Here is a 19,821-nt window from a genome sequence, read left to right on the forward strand (position 1 = left end):
ACCCTCACTTATGGCGGCTCAGACCCCGAAGCTCTCCTTCAGGGCCTCTTCGAGCTTGGACAGGGCAAGACGAGAATCACCACCGTATAGATCGAAGGTGATCGTCTGAGAGCTGTGCCCCAGGATGTCCTGCGCGATGCTCACCTGAACCCCACGGTGCTTCATTAGGGAGGCCAGGGAGTGACGGAGGGAGTGGAAGGTCAGTCCTTCGCCTGAGTCGTGGTGGCAGATGTCCCTAAGGGTCTCGTTCAGGACGCGAGTGAAGTTGTGGCTGACCCGATCAAACAGCTTGTCCTCGCACCCTTCGACGTACTCAAGGAATGCCTTCAGGTCGAAACCGTAGGCCCCATCCACCAGTGGCACAAGGCGCCGGGAATTGGAGTTCTTGAGGGTCTTGTCCCCGTCATCGTTGAAATCAATGACAGTGATCCCACCAATAGTGGAAACATCGGTCTTGGTCAGCTGAAATATCTCACCGATCCGAGCGCCCGTGATGACCCCAATGGACATCGCCCAGCGCTTCCAGTTGTCCTTCGGCAGCCGAGCCATCTCGCTCATGATCAGCCGGACCTGCTCATCGCTGAAGGCCTTCCGGCCACTCTCGGCACCCTTGGTGATCTTGAGGCCCTTGTTGAAGGCGTTGTCGAGGTAGCGGTTGTTCTGAGCCCAGGTGGTGAGAGTCGATAGCCGAGTGAGCAGCTTGTTGACCGTAAGAGGCTTCCGGCCACTGGCAAGGAGCTTCTTCTTCAGGTTCACCATGTCCTCACGGGTATGGGTCTTCATGTTCAGCTCTACGCCGTTCTCATCGGTCAAGGCTTCAGCCAGGACCTTGAACGAGCTGTTCATGTCCTTCACGGACTTCTCCGCGTAGTTCCCTTCCTGTTCGTCCATATAAAGAGCAGCGAGACGGCTGAGGGGCATGTAGTCAGCGCTGGTAGCCTCTGGAGCCACTGGCGAGACTGTCGGTTTGGGGACACCAAGCTGCGCCTCGGCCTCCCGCAGCTCCTCCACAACCTCCCTCAAGGGGTCTGGATTGCCCTTCAGTAAGCGCTCCAGGCCGCCCTGGACTATCTTGATGCTCATCCCCAGAGCCTTCACATGGTCGGCTGTCATGGGCTCAGTGGCCCTTATGAACCCAAGGTCCTCCAGCAGCTCCGAATACGCGACTGCCTGCGCCTCCCGTTCCTCCCATCGGATAGAGTCCAGCAACGTCTGCTCAGCCTTCTCTCGAAGCGGAACCACGAGGTCTTCCCAGTGGTCATCTGGACGGTCGAGATGAAACGCAGTTAAGGCCGCCTGGATTCGACGAGTGTGACGCATAGCTTTTTCCCGATGACGAGTACGGAGGGAGAGGGTGAACGCTTGTTTTGAGACCCCAGAAGGGCGAATCCTGAGGTAGTAGATAGCCTTCCTGCGATAGACCCAGGGGGCTGCGAGTGGGCATGCCACCAAGTGACATTGTTCTAACAGTATTTTAACATCGGCGCCTGATTGCTGCCGCTGATCAACAGATTCCATGCTGGCCACCTTAGTGAAATCAAGGGTTTGGACGTGTGGATGACCAACGACTGGAGATTTCACCTTGGTAGAGTACGTAGTTTCCCTCGATAAGCTCGGCGTCCACGATGTTGAGCATGTGGGGGGCAAGAACGCATCCCTGGGCGAGATGATCAGCAATCTGGCTGGCGCCGGGGTATCCGTTCCCGGTGGTTTCGCCACTACTGCGCAGGCCTATCGCGACTTCCTCGAACAGAGCGGCCTCAATGATCAGATCCACGCCGCGCTGGACGCCCTCGATGTCGATGATGTCGCTGCCCTGGCCAAGACCGGTGCACAAATCCGCCAGTGGGTGATGGACGCCGAGTTCCCCCCGCGCCTGGATGCCGAGATCCGTTCCGCCTTCGCCGCCATGGCCGGTGGCAACGACAACATGGCCGTGGCCGTGCGCTCCTCCGCCACCGCCGAGGACCTGCCTGATGCGTCCTTCGCCGGCCAGCAGGAAACCTTCCTCAACATTCGTGGCGTGGACAACGTGATCCGCGCCGCCAAGGAAGTCTTCGCCTCCCTCTTCAACGACCGTGCCATCGCCTACCGCGTGCACCAGGGCTTCGACCACAAGCTGGTCGCCCTGTCTGCCGGTGTGCAGCGCATGGTGCGTTCGGAAACCGGCACCGCCGGCGTGATGTTCACCCTGGACACCGAGTCCGGCTTCCGTGACGTGGTGTTCATCACCGGCGCCTACGGCCTCGGCGAGACCGTGGTGCAGGGCGCGGTGAACCCCGACGAGTTCTATGTGCACAAACACACCCTGGAAGCCGGCCGCCCCGCGATCCTGCGTCGCAACCTGGGCAGCAAGGCGATCAAGATGGTCTACGGCGACGAAGCCAAGGCCGGCAAGTCGGTGAAGACCGTCGACGTCGACCGCGCCGAGCGCGCCCGCTTCTGCATCACCGATGCCGAGGTCACCGAGCTGGCCAAGCAGGCCATGATCATCGAGAAGCACTACGGTCGCCCGATGGACATCGAATGGGCCAAGGACGGTGACGACGGCAAGCTGTACATCGTGCAGGCCCGTCCCGAGACCGTTAAGAGCCGCGCCAGCGCCACCGTGATGGAGCGCTACCTGCTGAAGGAAAAGGGCACCGTCCTGGTGGAAGGTCGCGCCATCGGCCAGCGCATCGGCGCCGGTCCGGTGAAGGTGATCCACGACGTTTCCGAGATGGACAAGGTCCAGCCGGGCGACGTCCTGGTCTCCGACATGACCGACCCGGACTGGGAGCCGGTGATGAAGCGCGCCAGCGCCATCGTCACCAACCGTGGCGGCCGTACCTGTCACGCCGCGATCATCGCCCGTGAACTGGGCATCCCGGCCGTCGTCGGCTGCGGCAACGCGACCCAGGTGCTGAAGGATGGCCAGGGCGTGACCGTGTCCTGCGCCGAAGGCGACACCGGCTTCATCTTCGAGGGCGAACTGGGCTTCGACATCCGCAAGAACTCCGTCGACGCCATGCCCGAGCTGCCGTTCAAGATCATGATGAACGTCGGCAACCCCGACCGCGCCTTCGACTTCGCCCAGCTGCCCAACGAGGGCGTGGGCCTGGCGCGCCTGGAATTCATCATCAACCGCATGATCGGCGTGCACCCCAAGGCGCTGCTGAACTTCGCCGGCCTGCCCAGCGAGATCAAGGACAGCGTCGAGAAGCGCATCGCCGGCTATGACGACCCGGTCGGCTTCTACGTCGAGAAACTGGTCGAGGGCATCAGCACCCTGGCCGCAGCCTTCTGGCCGAAGAAGGTCATCGTGCGCCTCTCGGACTTCAAGTCCAACGAATACGCCAACCTGATCGGCGGCAAGCTCTACGAGCCGGAAGAAGAGAACCCGATGCTCGGCTTCCGTGGCGCCTCGCGCTACATCAGCGAATCCTTCCGTGACTGCTTCGAGCTGGAATGCCGCGCGCTGAAGAAAGTGCGCAACGACATGGGCCTGACCAACGTCGAGATCATGGTGCCCTTCGTCCGTACCCTGGGCGAAGCCAGCCAGGTGGTCGAGCTGCTGGCCAGCAACGGCCTGAAGCGCGGCGACAATGGCCTCAAGGTCATCATGATGTGCGAGCTGCCGTCCAACGCGCTGCTGGCCGAGGAGTTCCTCGAGTTCTTCGATGGCTTCTCCATCGGTTCCAACGACCTGACCCAGCTGACCCTGGGCCTGGACCGTGACTCCGGCATCGTCGCCCACCTGTTCGACGAGCGTAATCCGGCGGTCAAGAAGCTGCTGGCCAATGCCATCGCCGCCTGCAACAAGGCTGGCAAGTACATCGGCATCTGCGGCCAGGGCCCGTCCGACCATCCGGACCTGGCCAAGTGGCTCATGGAGCAGGGCATCGAGAGCGTGTCGCTGAACCCCGACTCGGTCCTCGATACCTGGTTCTTCCTGGCCGAAGGCCAGGCGTGACCTTCTAACCGCAACCAGAAGAAGGGCGGGCTGCAAACCCGCCCTTTTTCGTGCAAGTAGCATTCATGCAAAGCAGCAGTGATCTATTCCCCGTCGCGCTGATCAGCGCCGAACTCCGTGGCGACATCACGGAAGACGTCTATCGCCTCAAGCCTGGAAACAGCCCCGACTCCAGTGTCGAACTGGTCATCACCCGGCTGGGGCTGCCCGGCCACGAGGAGCAGCGTGGCGTGCCCGTCGTCCTCCTGCATGGCAGCTTCTCCAATCGTCGCTTCTGGTACTCGCCCAAATGCCTGGGGCTCGGCCCGCACCTGGCCCGTGCCGGCTTCGACGTGTGGATCGCCGAGATGCGTGGCCACGGCCTGTCGCCGCGCAACCAGGACTACCGGCGCAACCGCGTCGCCGACTACGCGCGCTACGACCTGCCGGCCATCGGGGCCTTCGTCCGCGAGCAGACGGCGCAGGCGCCCCACTGGATCGGTCATTCCCTGGGCGGGATCACGCTTGCGGCGGCGCTGGGCGGTCATTACCTGGCGGGCGAGCACGTTGCGTCCGTCGCGTTGTTCGGCAGCCAGATCAGTCGCGTCTACTGGCCCCTGAAGGTCCCGCCGGTGGAGTGGAGCGGGCGCTTCCTGCTCAAGCGCCTGGCCGTGCTGTCCGGGCCTGGCCTCAAGCGCGGGCCCGAGGACGAGCCCATCGGCATCGGCCTGGAAAGCCTGCGCTGGCACGGCCTGTTCGGTCGCTTCGGCGATGCCGAGCGCGATTGGTGGAAGGGGCTCGCCGAGGTGAATGTGCCGGTATTGGCCGTCGGTGCTGCCGGCGACCAGCAGGACCCGGCCTGGGCCTGCCGCAAGTTGCTGGAGCAGTTCGGCAGCGAGACGAAGCAGTTCCTCTGCCTGTCCCGCGAGAATGGCTTCGCCGACGACTACGGTCATATCGAGATGCTGGTCAGCAAGCATGCCCAGCAGGAGGTCTGGCCGCTGGTGGAGCACTGGCTCGACCGGTTGCAGCTGCCCGGCTCGTTCGGCCAGGCGGTGCCTGCCGTCTGAAGCCCCGTTCCGGGGCTATGGCGCTGTGCTAAAGATGCTGGGGCCGTATCGATGCGAAGGGGCAGGCTCGTCGCGCTGGAGAGCCAGATCGATCAGCAGGATGGCCGTCGCGGGACTTCCCAGCCAGGGGCCGTCAATTGCTGCTGATCGTCGGTGATCGGCAGGGGATCATCCTGGAAAACCTGTGCCCGCGCCGGGGCGCGCCCTTGCACAACGGCACGCTCGAATGTAGGGTGCTGCGCTGTTCCCGCCACGGGATCGCCTTCGATCCGGACAGTGGCCGCGCCCTCGATGCGGCCTGTTCGCCGCCGCTTCGGCTGACGCTGGCTCATGACGGTGATCGTGTCGGCCTCGACCTGTAACCCCATCAAGGAGCCTTGCCATGCAATACGTCACCCCTGATCTGTGCGACGCGTACCCGGACCTGGTGCAGGTCGTCGAGCCGATGTTCAGCAACTTCGGCGGCCGCGATTCCTTCGGTGGCGAGATCGTCACCATCAAGTGCTTCGAGGACAACTCCCTGGTTAAGGAGCAGGTCGACCTGCCGGGCCAGGGCAAGGTGCTGGTGGTGGACGGCGGCGGCTCCCTGCGTCGCGCCCTGCTGGGCGACATGCTGGCCGAGAAGGCGGCGAAGAACGGCTGGGAAGGCATAGTCGTGTACGGCTGCATCCGCGACGTCGACGTCATCGCCCAGACCGACCTCGGTGTGCAGGCCCTGGCCAGCCATCCGATGAAGACCGACAAGCGCGGTATCGGCGACCTCAACGTGGCCGTCACCTTCGGCGGCATCACCTTCCGCCCGGGTGAATTCGTCTATGCCGACAACAACGGCATCATCGTCTCCCCGCAAGCCCTGAAGATGCCGGAATGACCGGACGGGGTACTCGCTGAGGATGGTCGAGGAACGCAACGTACGCTGGGGGCTGGTGCACGCCTATGTCCTGGATGGCCAGGGTGGGGCGCGCTCCATCACCAAGGACGAGCTGGATGTCATCGAGCTGCAGGAACGGGAAAGCCTCTGGCTGCACTGGGACCGCGGCCACGCCCTGGCGCGCCAGTGGCTGCGCGAGGCCAGCGGGCTGAGCGAGTTCGCCTGTGACCTGCTGCTGGAGGAAAGCACCCGCCCGCGCCTGGTGAGCCTGCCGGAGAACCAGCTGCTGCTGTTCCTGCGCGGCGTCAACCTCAACCCGGGTGCCCAGCCCGAGGACATGGTCGCGGTGCGCATCTTCGCCGATGCGCAGCGCGTCATCTCCCTGCGCCTGCGGCCGCTGCACGCCACCGACGAGCTGATCGAGCAGTGGAATGGCGGCACCGGGCCGAAGACCGCCTCCGAAGTGCTGCTCTACCTGGCCGAGCACCTGACCGACAAGGTCGATGCCCTGGTCGCCTCGCTCTCCGAGGAGGTCGACGAGCAGGAGGAGCGCCTGGATGCCAGCGAACGCTACAACCCCGATCACGACCTGATGCTGCACATCCGTCGTCGCGCCGCCGGCCTCAAGCGCTTCCTGGCGCCGCAGCGGGACATCTATGGCCAGTTGATGCGCAACCGCATGAGCTGGTTCGCCGCCGACGACACCGATTACTGGAACGAGCTGAACAACCGCCTCACCCGCTACCTGGAAGAGCTCGAGCTGATCCGCGAGCGTGTCGGGCTGGTGCTGGAGTCGGAGAACCGGCGCATGAGCGAGCGCATGACCCGCACCATGTACCTGCTGGGCATCATCACCGGCTTCTTCCTGCCGATGAGCTTCATCACCGGCCTGCTGGGCATCAACGTCGGGGGTATCCCTGGTGCCGACGCGCCCTATGGCTTCGTCGTCGCCTGCCTGCTGATTCTCGGCGTCGCCGCCTTCCAGTGGTGGCTCTTTCGTCGCCTGCGCTGGCTCTGATGTGACCTGCTGATCGCTGGCCACGTCTAGCCGACATATCCACGTGAGGTGCGCATGCACGATCCGTTCGAAGAATCCCTGCGGGACCTGCTCAAGCGTTCGTCATCCGAGCACGATGACAACGCCGCGCTGGGCCGCGTGCTCAAGACCGCCAACCGCCAGGTTGGCGTCGGCGACCTGTTCAGCCTGCTCGGCCATTGGGCCGAGGCGCTGATGATCGCCCTCAACAACGGCTCGGCCCACGTGGCGCCGGTCTCTCGTCGCACCTCATCGAAACGCTCCGCTGACAAGGCTGATTGAACATGGAATTCGACCCCTGGACCCAAGGTATCGTTAACGCCATGACCACGGTGTGGACACCGGTGGCCGGCTTCATCCCGCGCCTGTTCGGTGCCCTGGTCGTGGTCCTGCTGGGCTTCGTCGTGGCCAAGCTGCTCGACACCCTGCTGTCCAAGCTGCTGGCCAAGCTCGGCCTCGATCGCCTGATGGGCGGCACCGGCCTGACCAAGATCCTCGCCCGCGTCGGCATCCAGGTGCCGGTCTCCACGCTGATCGGCAAGATCGTCTACTGGTTCGTGCTGCTGATCTTCCTGGTCTCCGCCGCCGAGTCCCTCGGCCTCGACCGTGTCTCCGCCACCCTCGACATGCTCGCCCTCTACCTGCCCAAGGTGCTCGGTGCGGCCCTGGTGCTGCTGGCCGGCGTGCTCCTGGCGCAACTGGTCAGCGGCATTGTCCGTGGCGCCGCCGAAGGAGTGGGGCTGGACTACGCCCACGGGCTGGGGCGCATCGCCCAGGGCCTGGTGATCATCATCAGCATTTCGGTGGCCATCGGGCAGCTGGAGGTCAAGACCGACCTGCTGAACAACGTCATCGCCATCGTGCTGATCTCCATCGGCCTGGCCGCCGCGCTGGCGCTGGGCCTTGGCAGCCGCGACATCGCCGGGCAGATCATCGCCGGCATCTACGTGCGCGAGCTCTACCAGGTGGGGCAGGACGTGAAGGTGGGTGACGTCGAGGGGCAGATCGAGGAAATAGGCACGGTGAAGACCATCATCCTCACCGACGAGGGCGACCTCGTGTCGGTGTCCAACCGGACATTGCTCGACCAGCGGGTAACGAGCCGCTAACGCGGCTCCTCAACCCTTGCTAATGTATGCCGCCATAGCGGAGCGCTGCCTCGCGTTCCGGCGGCTCCTGACCTGACTGTCGGCCCGACCCGTTTTGAACAAGCCCCAATCGCTTTCCTTGCGCTACGACCCTCGCGAGCTCTCCGATGAAGAGCTGGTGGAGCGCGCCCATGTCGAGCTGTTTCATGTCACGCGCGCCTATGAAGAACTCATGCGTCGCTACCAGCGCACCCTGTTCAACGTCTGTGCCCGATATTTGGGGAACGAACGAGACGCCGACGATGTCTGTCAGGAGGTGATGCTGAAGGTGCTGTATGGATTGAAGAACTTCGAAGGGAAGTCCAAGTTCAAGACATGGCTCTATAGCATCACGTATAACGAATGCATTACCCAATATCGGAAAGAGCGTCGTAAACGTCGCTTACTTGATGCCTTGAGTCTCGATCCTCTCGAGGAGGCCTCGGAGGAAAAGGCACCCAAGCTCGAAGAGCGTGGAGGCCTTGAAAGATGGCTGGTGCATGTGAACCCGATCGATCGTGAAATCCTGGTGCTGCGCTTTGTCGCAGAACTGGAATTTCAGGAAATTGCTGACATTATGCATATGGGTCTGAGCGCGACGAAGATGCGATACAAGCGCGCGCTGGACCGCTTGAGAGAAAAATTTTCAGGTCTGACCGAAACTTAGTTGGGCAAAATTAATCTCTTAGATCAGCGAGTTCTGGTAAACTTGCCGACCAAGTTGTCTTCCGAGATTGTTCGACAACTTACTGACAACCAAGATGGGGATTTACGGATGAAACTGAAAAACACCTTAGGCGTAGCCGTTGGCTCTCTCGTTGCCGCATTTTCTCTGAACGCGCTGGCGCAAGGCCAAGGCGCTGTCGAGGTGGAGGCTTTCGGCAAGCGCTACTTCACCGACAGCTCGCGTGATCTGTCCAACGGCAACCTGTTCGGTGGTTCGGTTGGTTACTACCTCACTGACGACGTCGAACTGGCTCTGTCCTATGGCGAGTTTCACGACATTCGTTCCGAAAACGACACCGGTAACAAGAACATCAAGGGCAGCCAGACTGGCCTCGATGCCATCTACCACTTCGGCACCCCGGGTGTCGGCCTGCGCCCGTACGTTTCCGCTGGCTTCGCTCACCAGAGCATCAGCAACGTACCGGCCCGTACCGGTCGTGACCACAGCACCTTCGCCAACATCGGCACCGGCCTGAAGTACTACTTCACCGAGAACTTCTACGCCAAAGCCGGCCTGGACGGCATGTACAACATCGACGTGGGCGAGTCCGAGTGGGCCGCTGGCGTAGGTGTTGGCGTGAACTTCGGTGGTGGCTCCAAGCCCGCTGCCGAGCCGGCCCCGGCTCCGGTTGCCGAAGTCTGCTCCGACAGCGACAACGACGGCGTCTGCGACAATGTCGACAAGTGCCCGGACACCCCGGCAAACGTCACCGTTGATGCCGATGGCTGCCCGGCCGTTGCCGAAGTCGTTCGCGTCGAGCTGGACGTGAAGTTCGACTTCGACAAGTCCAAGGTCAAAGAAGAAAGCTACGGCGACATCAAGAACCTGGCTGACTTCATGAACCAGTACCCGTCGACCACCACCACCGTTGAAGGCCACACCGACTCCGTCGGCACCGACGCCTACAACCAGAAACTGTCCGAGCGTCGTGCAAACGCTGTTCGTGACGTCCTGGTCAACCAGTACGGTGTTGGTTCCGAGCGCGTCAACTCGGTTGGTTACGGTGAGTCCCGCCCGGTTGCCGACAACGCCACCGACGCTGGCCGCGCTGTCAACCGTCGCGTAGAAGCTGAAGTAGAAGCCCAAGCCAAGTAATTGGTCTGAGCTCTGGAAAAACCCGGCCTCGGCCGGGTTTTTCTTTGCCTGGAGAAAAGTGCCGAGAGCCCTGATTGGGCTCGTTGGGCCTCGCACGCTCGGCACCCACCTACAGGGAACACGTAGGTTGGGTAGAGGTACGAAACCCAACGTTGCGATGCCGAGCCGTGGAATGCCGCCCGATCAGGCGCTCAACGCCTCGGACACCGCCGCGGCCTGACCGGCCACCTCGCCGATCACCAGGATCGCCGGGCTCTTCAGCTGGAAGGTGCCGGCGTCGTCGAGCATCCGTGCCAGCGTGCTGCGGCATTCGCGCTGATGGGGCAGGGAGGCGTTCTCGATCATCGCCACCGGCATCCCCGCCGCCATGCCGCCAGCCAGCAGCCCCTCGCGGATCTCCGCGAGCTTCGCCACGCCCATGTACACCACCAGGGTGGTGCCGCTGCGTGCCAGCGCCTGCCATTCGGGCTCGCTGTCGTCCTGGGTATGGGCGGTGACGAGGGTGACGCCCCGGCTCATGCCGCGCAGGGTCAGGGGGATGCCGCACTGGGTGGCGCCCGCCAGGCCGGCGGTGATGCCGTTGACCAGTTCGCTCTCGACTCCGCGCTCGGCCAGCCACTGCGCCTCCTCGCCGCCCCGGCCGAAGATGCACGGGTCGCCGCCCTTGAGGCGTACCACGCGCTTGCCCTGGCGCGCGTAGCGCAGCATCAGGCGATGGATGAAGGCCTGGGGCGTCGAGCGACAGCCGCCGCGCTTGCCGACGCGGATCACCCGGGCGCCTGGGCAGTGCTCCAGCACCGCCGGGTTGACCAGGTCATCGATCATCACCACCTCGGCCCCCTCGAGTGCCCGTACCGCTTTCAGTGTCAGCAGCTCCGGGTCTCCGGGCCCCGCACCCACCAGCCAGACCTTGCCATTCATGGGCGTCTCCTCACGCGTTCACCGCAGCCGGCGCGGGTTGCGCCGCCAGCATTCTCTTGATTTCCGATACGCAGGAGCCGCAACGCGTGCCGCAGCCCAGCGCCTCCTTCAGCCCGGCCAGGTCCAGCCCCCTGGCGATGCCCGCCTGCACCGCCTGCAGGCCGACGTCCATGCAGTTGCACAGCGTGCGGTTGGCGGAGCAGGCGCCGGTGCCGGGCGGCGCGCTCAAAGGCGCCAGCAGCCAGCGGCGCAGATCCGCATCCACCTGTCCTTCCTGCCACAGGCTCTTGAGCCAGCCCCAGGCGGCGGTTTCGCCTGCCAGGCGCAGCGCAGTGATGCGCCCCTGCTCGATGCGCACGCGCTTGCCCACCGCTCGTTGCGTGTCGTCATAGGCCATCACCGGCCCCTGATCCAGTTGCAGCAACCTGTCGATACGCTCCAGCACGGCGACATCCGGGGCTGTCGCATGGGCCGCGCGCAGCACCAGGGCAGGGCGTTCACGCCCGACCAGCCCCAGGTTGGCGTAGGTGAAGGCCTCGCACAGCGGTCGGAGGGCTTCGAAGCGCGCCTGCACATCACCTTCCACCAGTACGAAGAGCTGCCAGGGCAGGTCCACCCGCTCCACCTCGACACCGGCGTGCTTGAGTTCCGGCTGTTTCGAGAGTGGATCGCAGGCCGGGGTGGTCAGCACGTTGACGCCCAGCCCCTTGAGGAAGCGATCGCCCCAATGCATGGGCAGGAAGGCCTGGCCGGGGCGCAGGGCCTCGTCGCCCATGACCGGCACCACCAGCTCGCCGCGACGGCTCTTCACCCGCACCAGATCGCCGTCCCCGAGCTGGCGGCGGCGCATCTCCGCCGGGTGCAGCCCCAGCTGCGCCTGCTCCACGTGGCCGAACAGCCGGGCAGCGGTGCCCGTGCGGCTCATGCCGTGCCACTGGTCGCGCAGCCGGCCGGTGTTGAGCACCAGCGGATAGCGCAGTTCGCGGCGTTCCCGGGGGGCGATGTAGGGATCGTCGATGAAGCGCGCACGGCCGCTCGGCGTGGGGAAGCGCCCGTCGCCATAGAGCCGCGCGCTGCCCTGGCTGGCGCCGGCGGGGTAGGGCCACTGCTGCGGGCCATGGGCGTCGATCAGGCCGTAGCCGATGCCGCTCAGGTCCAGGTCGCGGCCGGCGGTGAGCGGCTTGTACTCCTCGAACAGCGCTTCGGGGCCTGCGAAATCGAACAGGCTGGGCTTCCCCGGGCGCAGGTGGCGTTCCAGCCGCCGGGCGAAGTCGCAGGCGATCGCCCAGTCCGGGCGCGCCTCGCCGGGCGCAGGCACGGCGCGGCGCACATGGCTGATGCGGCGCTCGGAATTGGTCACGGTGCCTTCCTTCTCGCCCCAGCTGGCGGCGGGCAGCAGCAGGTCGGCGTGGCGGCAGGTCTCGGTGGTGAAGAAGGCCTCCTGGACGACCACTAAGGGGCAGGCGGCCAGCGCCGCGTGCACCCGCTGCTGGTCGGGGAGGGACTGGGCCGGGTTGGTGCAGGCGATCCACAGGGCCTTGATGCGCCCGTCGGCCACGGCGTCGAACAGGTCGATGGCCGACAGCCCCGGTGTCTCCGGCAAGCGCTCCACCCCCCAATGGGCCGCCACTTCGGCGCGGTGTCCGGCATCGCCCGCCTCGCGATGGCCGGGCAGCAGGTTCGACAGGCTGCCGGTCTCGCGGCCACCCATGGCGTTGGGTTGGCCGGTGAGGGAGAAGGGCCCGGCACCCGCCCGGCCGATCTGCCCGGTGGCCAGGTGCAGGTTGATCAGCGCGCTGTTCTTGGCGCTGCCGGCGCTCGACTGGTTCAGGCCCATGCACCAGAGCGAGAGGAAGCTCGGCGTGCGGCCGATCCACTCGGCGCAGCGCAGCAGGTCGGCGGCGTCGATGCCGCACAGCTCCGCCACCCGCGCCGGGCCGAAGTCGCGCACGCGCTCCTTGAGCGCATCGAAGCCTTCGGTGTGGCGCTCGATGAAGCGCCGGTCCACCCAGCCCTTCCACAGCAGGATGTGGAGGATGCCGTGGAACAGCGCCACGTCGCTGCCCGGGGTGATCGCCAGGTGCAGGTCGGCCAGCTCGCAGGTGTCGGTGCGGCGTGGGTCGACCACGATCACGCGCATGTCCGGGCGCCTGGCCCTGGCCTCTTCCAGGCGACGGAACAGCACCGGGTGGGCGAACGCCATGTTGCTGCCGGCGATCAGCACGCAGTCGCTCTGCTCGATGTCCTCGTAGGAGCAGGGCGGCGCGTCGGCGCCCAGGCTGCGCTTGTAGCCGACCACGGCGGAAGACATGCACAGCCGCGAATTGCTGTCGATGTTATGTGTGCCCACCAGGGCGCGGGCCAGCTTGTTGAAGGCGTAGTAGTCCTCGGTCAGCAACTGGCCGGAGACATAGAAGGCCACGCTGTCCGGCCCGTGCTCGGCGATGGTCTCGGCGAAGCGTGCGGCGGCGTGGTCCAGCGCGCTGTCCCAGTCCACCCGGGCACGTGCCAGCCCCTTGCCCAGGCGCAGTTCCGGGTGCAGTGCGCGGGCGTCGAGACCACCCGTCAGGTGCAGCGTGGAGCCCTTGCTGCACAGGCGTCCGAAGTTGGCCGGGTGCGTCGGGTCGCCGGCGACACCGAGGATGTGCGTGCCGTCGTGCTCGATCAGCACGCCACAGCCGACGCCGCAGTAGCAGCAGGTGGAGGCGGTGGTCTGGCTCATGGCGAAGCTCCCTTGAGAGTGGGTCAGGCGCTCTGCAGCAGGCGCACCGGAACGCGCGCAGGCCCGGCGCGATGGGGTTCGGCGGCCGGCTCGAGCGCTGGCCGGGCCACGGCCTCGCCGAACATCAGGCGATCGCGGATGCCGCTGATATCGGCCTGCTCCTGCACCTGGCGGAAGTACCAGCCACCGTCGGCGGTGTCGCCGAACAGGCAGGCCCCCACCAGCACGCTGCCCCTGATCACCAGCTTCTTGTAGATGCCGCCGATGGGGTCGGAGAGGGTGATGCTCTCGGTGCCTTCGCCGCCCATGAAGTCGCCGGCGGAGAACAGGTCGATACCGGTGACCTTGAGCCTGGTGGATACCACCGAACCCTGGTAACGGGCGAAGCCGAGCTGGGCCAGGTGGTTGGCGCACACCTGCGCCTGTTCGAACAACGGTGCCACCAGGCCGTAGGCGATGCCGCGATGGCTGGCGCATTCGCCGATGGCATAGATGCGCGGGTCGTTGGTCTGCAGGGTGTCGCTGACCAGGATGCCGCGCTCGCAGGGCAGCCCGGCGCGTTCGGCCAGGGCGATGTTTGGGCGGATGCCGGCGGCCATCACCACCAGGTCGGCGGGGATCACCTCGCCGCCGCGCACTTGCACCGCGCAGACGTGGCCGGTGCCGTGGTCCAGCAGCTCCTCGGTGTGGGTGCCGAGGCGGAAGTGGATGCCGCGCGCCTCCAGCGCCTGTTGCAGCAGGCGGCCGGCGGTGCGGTCCAGCTGGCGCTCCAGCAGCCAGTCGGAGATGTGCACCACGGTCACGTCCATGCCGCGCTGGCGCAGGCCGTTGGCCGCCTCCAGGCCGAGCAGGCCGCCGCCGATCACCACGGCGTGGCTGCCGGTACGGGCGCTGTCGATCATCTGCCGGGTATCGGCGATGTCGCGGTAGCCGATCACCCCCGGCAGGCGGTTGCCCGGCACCGGCAGGATGAAGGGCGAGGAACCGGTGGCGATCACCAGGCGGTCGTAGCCCGCCTCGGTGCCATCCTCGGCGATGACCAGGCGACGACGGCGGTCGATCTTCACCACGCTGCGGTTGAGCAGCAGGCGGATGCCGTGCCCGGCATACCACTCCAGGTCGTTGAGCACGATGTCCTCGAAGGCCTGCTCACCGGCCAGCACCGGCGACAGCAGGATGCGGTTGTAGTTGGGGTGGGGCTCGGCGCCGAACACCGTGATGTCGTAGAGATCCGGGGCGAGCCTGAGCAGCTCTTCCAGGGTACGGACCCCGGCCATGCCGTTGCCGATCATCACCAGCCTGGGTTTGTTCATGGTCACGCTCCTGCATGAATGCCGGGCAAACAAAAAAGGCGTCCCGCTGTTGCCAGCAGGACGCCTTTGTCCAAGTCCCGTTCTATCGGGAAAGTGCCATCTCTACGTTGAGATGGGCGCTTTTGTAGATTGTCACGGAGCCTTTGCAGGGCCTGTGCCAACTCCTTCGGGCCCCGCGTTCCGGGGTTCCGACGAGCCTGCATGGGGCGGGCGGGAGCCGCTGCCGCACCGCTTCGGGGCGGCGTGCCCGGCATCGGTGCGTCAGCCGTGCAGGCAGAGCACCAGCAGCGCCAGGTTGCCCAGCAGGGAGAGCAGGGCGATGCCGCGCCAGACCTTCAGCGGCTCGCGCTCCAGCAATGGGCGCGGCTCTACCGCCAGCGCCTTGCGCTCGCCCTGTTCCAGGGCCAGCAGCCATTCTTCCGCCGTCTCGTAGCGTTGCATGGGCTCGCTGGCCAGGGCACGGGCGAGGCATTCGTCGAGCCAGGCCGGCAGGTCAGGGCGGTAGCGGCTGGCGGGCGTCGGTGTGCCGAAGCGCGGGCGCTGGAAGGCCTCGATCTCGCCGAAAGGGTAATGCCCGGTCAGCGACCGGTAGAGGGTGACGCCAGCCGCGTACAGGTCCTGCCGCGCGGCGGGCGCCGCACCGTCGAAGGCCTCGGGGGCGATGTAGCTGGGCGTGCCCGGCAGGCTGTGCGCCTCGTCCTGGGACAGGCCCGGGCAATAGGCCAGGCCGAAGTCGAGCAGGCGCAGCTCGCCGTCATCGCCGCGCAGCAGGTTCTCCGGCTTGATGTCGCGGTGCAGGATGTTGCGCCGGTGCAGCATGCCCAGGGCCCTGATCAGGCGCGGGGCGAGGTCCAGCCAATCGGGCAGCGCCAGCGGCCCATCCTCGCGCAGCTGCTGGGCCAGGGTACGGCCCGGGTATTCGCGCTGCAGGTAGTACAGGTGCTGGCGCTGCGGCAGCGGATGCACCTCGGCGAAATGCCGTCCCGCCACGCGCCGCAGGAACCATTCCTCCTGCAGCAGGGCGGGTCCGGCGCCTGGTTCGTCGTGCCGGGCGGGCGGCAGGGTCTTCAGCAGCCAGGCTTGGCCGGCCTCGTCGAGCACGCGATAGAGCAGCGACTGGCGCGACTCGGCCAGCAGTCCCTGCACCCGCCAACCCTCGAACAGCTGGCCGGGGCGCAGTTGCGGCGGCAGCGGCCACGCCTCCAATTGCGCCAGGGCGTCGGCCAGGCCGCTGGGGGGCAGGGCGTCGACCCGCACCAGCAGCGCACTGGCGTTGTCCTGGCCGCCGGCCAGGTGCGCGGCGGCCACCAGGGCGCGGCTGGCCGCCCCGGGCTCGGGTTCGTCCTGGAGGATGCGCTGGATGCCGGTGTCGCCGAGCACCGCCCAGATGCCGTCGCTGACCAGGAGGAAATGCTCGTCCTCCTGCAACTCGCCCTCCAGGTAGTCCACCACCAGGTGCTGGTCCAGCCCCAGCGCGCGCTTGAGCACGTGCTGCATGCCGGGCTGTTCCCAGACGTGGTCCTCGCTGAGGCGGTCGAGCTGGCCGGCGTGCCAGCGGTAGGCACGGCAGTCGCCGACGTGGGCGAGGGTGAAGCGGCGGCCGCGCAGCACCAGCGCGGTCAGGGTGGTCAGCAGCGGCTGGCCCCCGCCGTTGGCCTGCAGCCAGCGGTTGTGGGCCAGCAGCAGGCGGTCGAGGGATTGCGCCACCGCCCAGGTTTCCGGTGTCGCGTAGTAGTCCAGCGCCAGTGCCTGCAGGGTGGCGCGGGCCGCCAGGCCGCCGTCGGCGCACTGGCTGACGCCATCGGCGAGGGCGAACAGGTAGCCCTTGCTCGCAGCCAGCGCCGGCGCGGGCGTCACCACCCGCAGGGCGTCCTGGTTTTCGCGGCGAGGGCCGATGGCGCTGGCCTCGCCGACGCTCAGTCGCAGCCCCATGGCGCTCAGACGCGCGCCGCGGTGACGGCCGCCGAGCCCCAGGTGGTGCGCCAGCGCAGCTTAACGCCGTAGAGACCGAACCAGGCCAGTACGCCGAGGCTGGCGAACAGCCACAGGCCCAACTGGTAGTCGCCGGTGTGCTGCTTGATGGCGCCCAGACCCGCGGTGAGGCAGAAGCCGCCGATGCCGCCGGCCATGCCGATGAGTCCGGTCATCACCCCCATTTCCTTGTGGAAGCGCTGTGGCACCAGCTGGAATACCGCGCCGTTGCCGGCACCGAGGCTGAGCATGGCGACCACGAACAGGGCCAGGGCGGCGGTGGCGCTGGCGATGTGGAAGCCCACCGCCGCGATGCAGATGGCGGCCAGGGTGTAGACCACCAGCAGGGTGCGGATGCCGCCGATGCGGTCGGCGAAGGCGCCGCCCAGCGGGCGCATCAGGCTGCCGGCGAAGACGCAGGCGGCGGTGTAGTAGCCGGCGGTCACCGGCTCCAGGCCGTACTGGTCGTGGAAATAGCCGGGCAGGGTGCTGGCCAGGCCGAGGAAGCCGCCGAAGGTGACGCTGTAGAAGAACATGAACCACCAGCTGTCACGGTCGCCCAGGGCCTTCATGTAGTCGGCGAGGGATTTCGGCGCGGGGCGGTTGGGGGCGTTGCGCGCAGCCAGGGTGAAGATCGCCAGGGTCAGCACCAGCGGGATCAGCGCCAGGCCGAACACGTTGTTCCAGCCGAACAGCGCGGCCAGGCCCGGGGCGAACAGCGCCGCCAGCACGGTGCCGGAGTTGCCCGCGCCGGCGATGCCCAGGGCCTTGCCCTGGTGCTGCGGCGGGTACCACTGCGAGGCCAGCGGCAGGGCCACGGCGAAGGAGGCCCCGGCGAAGCCGAGGAACAGGCCCAGCAGCAGCGCCTGCTCGTAGCTGTGCACGCCCAGCTGCCAGGCGGTGAACAGCGCGGCGATCACCACCACCTGGCCGAACAGCCCGGCGGACTTCGGCGAGGTGCGGTCGGCCAGCAGGCCCAGCAGGAAGCGCAGCACGGCACCGGCGAGGATCGGCGTGGCGACCATCATGGCGCGCTGCTGGGTGGTCAGTTGCAGGTCGGCGGCGATCTGCACGCCCAGCGGGCCGAGCACGTACCAGACCATGAAGCTCAGGTCGAAATAGAGAAATGCGGCGAACAGGGTAGGGGTGTGGCCGGCCTTCCAGAAACTCGTAGTCATCGAACACCTCATCTGCGTCATGGGGGGCGGAAGGGTGCACCGCGAGACAGCCCCGGCGGTCGCACCTCTCCCGGAACACGTCGCGCTCGTGGCGCTCCGTGCCACGGTGTTGGCCGTGGCTGGGTCGGGTGGGTCGCTTGCGGGCGCCCGGTTCCCGGAACGCCTGCCGCCCCATCGCTGGGGCCGGAACGAAAAAAGCGCCGCGCACTGGCTGCATTTCTGCGCAGTGACGCGACGCCGTTGTCGTTCAGTCGGGCAACCGCCGTTGGCTACCTGTGCAGGCGATGGAGCAAGAGATGGGCCAAGCAGGATGCGCGGGTGACTCCCCTCGGGGTGAGCAGGGGCAAGTGCCTGATTCGACAGGCCCTTGCCGGGGTTGGCGTGGCTCTGGCGTGGCGCGCGTCATCCCCGCCCAGGCCGTTCATGACGCCGGGGGGCGATGCAAAAGGGGGCGCGCCGCGGTGGGCATGCACCGGGTCGGGGCCGGGTGTCCCGGCGCTCAGTCCAGCCAGTTGACCTTGGGGAAGGTGCTGCGGAACTTCTCCGGCATCTCCACCACCTTCGACTGGCGGTAGTCGAAGAACACGAAGCCGGACTTGGCCATGGCCACCAGCTTGCCGTCGGCGGGGCGGGTGATGCGGAAGGTGATGTCGCCGCCGTAGCGGTTGAAGTCCATCACCCCGACTTCGAACAGCAACTGATCGCGCGCATGGGCCTCTGCGCGGTAGGTGGTGGCCAGGTCGGTGACGATGATGCCGGTGCCGTCGCCCTCGGTCTCGGTGATGCCGAAGTCGAAGAGAAAGCGCGCGCGGGCCTCGGAGATCATCGAGATCATCGAGTCGTTGCCCAGGTGGTTGGCGCCGTTGATGTCGGTGACCCGCACGGTCAGGTGGGTGGAATAGCAGAACTGGTCTTCGGGGAAGTTCAGGGTCAGGCGGGCCATCGGGGTGCGAACCTCGTACGTCGGTAGGGGAAGGGCCGTGGCAACGGCGGGCGGATTCTACCCGTGCCGCCGCCACTATGTGGCCATTCGCCGACTGAATGAGGCTCAGCGATGCAGGCTATTGAGCCAGTAGAAGGTCACCCGGCCGCCTTCGTTGCCCGGGCCGCTGTTGTCCTGGATATAGGCGCCGGCCTTGAAGTACAGCTGCTGGTTGCCCCAGTACCCGCTGAGCTGGCGGAACAGGCCGCCGTCGTCGCCCTTGCTGGTGACGGTGATGCCCAGGCGCCCGCTGGGGGTGAGGCGCAGGTCGTAGCCGAAGCGCTCGCCGATATCGACGTTTTCCGCCAGCAGGATGTTCTCCACCTCCTTGTCGCCGGGGCGCTTGCGCAAAAGGGCTTCGACGCGCCCGGTGCCGTCCTTGTAGTGGTATTGCAGCTTGAGCAGCGGGTCGTTCTGGCTGCCGGCCTCATCCTTGCTGTGGATCTGCCCGATGACGATCTTGTTCTTGCTCGGCACCTGCTGCACCGAGAGCACGGCGCTCAGGTAGTTGTCGGCGCTCTGGTAGTTCCAGTAGCTCAGGGTGCCGTCGGCCTGGGTCTCGCGCAGTTCGCTGCGGGGGTAGCGGGCGTCCTCGCTGGTGCTGCCGGTGACGGGGACCCAGAAGGTCACCGAGCCGTCGTCGTTGCGGCGGAAATACTGGCTTTCGTAACCGTTGTTGAGGCGTTGCGTGGTGATGAGCGTGGCGGATTCGTGGGTGGGGATGTCGAGTTTCCAGGTGCTGAGATCTATCACGGGCGGTCCTTGGTGCCGGGTGGAATAAGCCCTTGTTCGGACCGGCCTGATCCTGGAAGTTCAGCGAGGTTCCAGTTGGACGACGAAGTGCATGTTCGCGAGCGGGAAAAGAAGCACGGTGCCA

At 66.3% G+C, this 19,821-nt stretch carries 16 protein-coding genes and 1 pseudogene; 9 read left to right on the forward strand and 8 right to left on the reverse strand.

Features of this window, described 5'->3' with window-relative positions:
* Window positions 1-18: 18 nt before the first annotated feature.
* Entirely contained in the window at window positions 19-1,320 is a 1,302-nt protein-coding gene (locus WFQ67_RS10280) for a site-specific integrase (RefSeq protein WP_337056778.1), read from the reverse strand.
* A gap of 262 nt (window positions 1,321-1,582) precedes the next feature.
* On the opposite strand from WFQ67_RS10280, the gene ppsA reads away from it, so the two are divergent.
* From ppsA to WFQ67_RS10325, 9 genes are all read left to right on the forward strand, one after another.
* Window positions 1,583-3,952 (forward strand): phosphoenolpyruvate synthase, encoded by a 2,370-nt coding sequence (gene ppsA / locus WFQ67_RS10285; RefSeq protein ID WP_173174007.1) that lies wholly within the window; start codon window positions 1,583-1,585, stop codon window positions 3,950-3,952.
* 65 nt (window positions 3,953-4,017) lie between these two features.
* Window positions 4,018-5,001 carry an alpha/beta fold hydrolase gene (locus tag WFQ67_RS10290; RefSeq protein WP_337056780.1) on the forward strand — a complete coding sequence of 328 codons (984 nt, stop codon included), beginning with the start codon at window positions 4,018-4,020 and terminating at the stop codon, window positions 4,999-5,001.
* 137 nt (window positions 5,002-5,138) lie between these two features.
* Window positions 5,139-5,363: a Rieske (2Fe-2S) protein gene (locus tag WFQ67_RS10295; protein ID WP_337056782.1), complete on the forward strand. Its 225-nt coding sequence runs from the start codon at window positions 5,139-5,141 to the stop codon at window positions 5,361-5,363.
* Between the two features lie 20 nt (window positions 5,364-5,383).
* On the forward strand, window positions 5,384-5,872 hold the full coding sequence (gene rraA / locus WFQ67_RS10300; RefSeq protein ID WP_021220316.1) for a ribonuclease E activity regulator RraA: 489 nt from the start codon (window positions 5,384-5,386) through the stop codon (window positions 5,870-5,872).
* 22 nt (window positions 5,873-5,894) lie between these two features.
* A complete protein-coding gene (locus WFQ67_RS10305; protein ID WP_173174012.1) occupies window positions 5,895-6,890 on the forward strand; it encodes a zinc transporter ZntB in 996 nt (331 codons plus the stop codon).
* Between the two features lie 54 nt (window positions 6,891-6,944).
* The gene (locus WFQ67_RS10310) at window positions 6,945-7,190 is read left to right on the forward strand and encodes a CrfX protein (RefSeq protein ID WP_111261449.1); all 246 of its coding nucleotides are present in this window, start codon (window positions 6,945-6,947) and stop codon (window positions 7,188-7,190) included.
* Between the two features lie 2 nt (window positions 7,191-7,192).
* Window positions 7,193-8,017, forward strand: coding sequence for a mechanosensitive ion channel family protein (locus WFQ67_RS10315; protein WP_111261450.1), 825 nt, complete (start codon window positions 7,193-7,195; stop codon window positions 8,015-8,017).
* Between the two features lie 94 nt (window positions 8,018-8,111).
* Window positions 8,112-8,702, forward strand: coding sequence for an RNA polymerase sigma factor SigX (sigX, locus tag WFQ67_RS10320; protein WP_021220312.1), 591 nt, complete (start codon window positions 8,112-8,114; stop codon window positions 8,700-8,702).
* A 108-nt stretch (window positions 8,703-8,810) separates the two neighbouring features.
* Window positions 8,811-9,857: an OmpA family protein gene (locus tag WFQ67_RS10325; protein WP_173174013.1), complete on the forward strand. Its 1,047-nt coding sequence runs from the start codon at window positions 8,811-8,813 to the stop codon at window positions 9,855-9,857.
* Window positions 9,858-10,040: 183 nt separating this feature from the next.
* Here the strand turns inward: WFQ67_RS10325 and cobA are convergent, their stop codons facing one another.
* The 7 genes and pseudogenes from cobA to WFQ67_RS10360 all read right to left on the reverse strand — a co-directional run bounded on the left by cobA (window position 10,041) and on the right by WFQ67_RS10360 (window position 19,697).
* Window positions 10,041-10,778 carry a uroporphyrinogen-III C-methyltransferase gene (cobA, locus tag WFQ67_RS10330; protein WP_337056785.1) on the reverse strand — a complete coding sequence of 246 codons (738 nt, stop codon included), beginning with the start codon at window positions 10,776-10,778 and terminating at the stop codon, window positions 10,041-10,043.
* A 10-nt stretch (window positions 10,779-10,788) separates the two neighbouring features.
* Entirely contained in the window at window positions 10,789-13,500 is a 2,712-nt protein-coding gene (locus tag WFQ67_RS10335; protein ID WP_337056787.1) for a nitrate reductase, read from the reverse strand.
* 113 nt (window positions 13,501-13,613) lie between these two features.
* A pseudogene (locus tag WFQ67_RS10340) lies at window positions 13,614-14,813 on the reverse strand (NAD(P)/FAD-dependent oxidoreductase); the annotation flags it as partial.
* Window positions 14,814-15,074: 261 nt separating this feature from the next.
* The gene (locus WFQ67_RS10345) at window positions 15,075-16,745 is read right to left on the reverse strand and encodes a bifunctional protein-serine/threonine kinase/phosphatase (RefSeq protein ID WP_337056788.1); all 1,671 of its coding nucleotides are present in this window, start codon (window positions 16,743-16,745) and stop codon (window positions 15,075-15,077) included.
* Window positions 16,746-16,750: 5 nt separating this feature from the next.
* Complete coding sequence (locus WFQ67_RS10350) at window positions 16,751-17,962, reverse strand: MFS transporter (protein WP_173174023.1); 1,212 nt, start codon at window positions 17,960-17,962, stop codon at window positions 16,751-16,753.
* A 499-nt stretch (window positions 17,963-18,461) separates the two neighbouring features.
* The gene (locus WFQ67_RS10355; protein WP_111261294.1) at window positions 18,462-18,905 is read right to left on the reverse strand and encodes a thioesterase family protein; all 444 of its coding nucleotides are present in this window, start codon (window positions 18,903-18,905) and stop codon (window positions 18,462-18,464) included.
* Between the two features lie 105 nt (window positions 18,906-19,010).
* On the reverse strand, window positions 19,011-19,697 hold the full coding sequence (locus WFQ67_RS10360) for a polysaccharide lyase family 7 protein (RefSeq protein ID WP_173174025.1): 687 nt from the start codon (window positions 19,695-19,697) through the stop codon (window positions 19,011-19,013).
* Between the last annotated feature and the right edge of the window lie 124 nt (window positions 19,698-19,821).

The organism is Pseudomonas sp. USHLN015 (assembly GCF_037153275.1).
Classification (GTDB): Bacteria; Pseudomonadota; Gammaproteobacteria; order Pseudomonadales; family Pseudomonadaceae; genus Metapseudomonas; species Metapseudomonas tohonis.

What these genes read in the sequence shown, in the direction of transcription:
- WFQ67_RS10280 (WP_337056778.1), bottom strand. Translation starts at nt 1,320, where the DNA reads ATGCGTCACACTCGTCGAATCCAGGCGGCCTTAACTGCGTTTCATCTC.
- WFQ67_RS10290 (WP_337056780.1), top strand. Translation starts at nt 4,018, where the DNA reads ATGCAAAGCAGCAGTGATCTATTCCCCGTCGCGCTGATCAGCGCCGAA.
- rraA (WP_021220316.1), top strand. Translation starts at nt 5,384, where the DNA reads ATGCAATACGTCACCCCTGATCTGTGCGACGCGTACCCGGACCTGGTG.
- WFQ67_RS10305 (WP_173174012.1), top strand. Translation starts at nt 5,895, where the DNA reads ATGGTCGAGGAACGCAACGTACGCTGGGGGCTGGTGCACGCCTATGTC.
- WFQ67_RS10310 (WP_111261449.1), top strand. Translation starts at nt 6,945, where the DNA reads ATGCACGATCCGTTCGAAGAATCCCTGCGGGACCTGCTCAAGCGTTCG.
- WFQ67_RS10315 (WP_111261450.1), top strand. Translation starts at nt 7,193, where the DNA reads ATGGAATTCGACCCCTGGACCCAAGGTATCGTTAACGCCATGACCACG.
- WFQ67_RS10325 (WP_173174013.1), top strand. Translation starts at nt 8,811, where the DNA reads ATGAAACTGAAAAACACCTTAGGCGTAGCCGTTGGCTCTCTCGTTGCC.
- cobA (WP_337056785.1), bottom strand. Translation starts at nt 10,778, where the DNA reads ATGAATGGCAAGGTCTGGCTGGTGGGTGCGGGGCCCGGAGACCCGGAG.
- WFQ67_RS10335 (WP_337056787.1), bottom strand. Translation starts at nt 13,500, where the DNA reads ATGAGCCAGACCACCGCCTCCACCTGCTGCTACTGCGGCGTCGGCTGT.
- WFQ67_RS10345 (WP_337056788.1), bottom strand. Translation starts at nt 16,745, where the DNA reads ATGGGGCTGCGACTGAGCGTCGGCGAGGCCAGCGCCATCGGCCCTCGC.
- WFQ67_RS10350 (WP_173174023.1), bottom strand. Translation starts at nt 17,962, where the DNA reads ATGACTACGAGTTTCTGGAAGGCCGGCCACACCCCTACCCTGTTCGCC.
- WFQ67_RS10355 (WP_111261294.1), bottom strand. Translation starts at nt 18,905, where the DNA reads ATGGCCCGCCTGACCCTGAACTTCCCCGAAGACCAGTTCTGCTATTCC.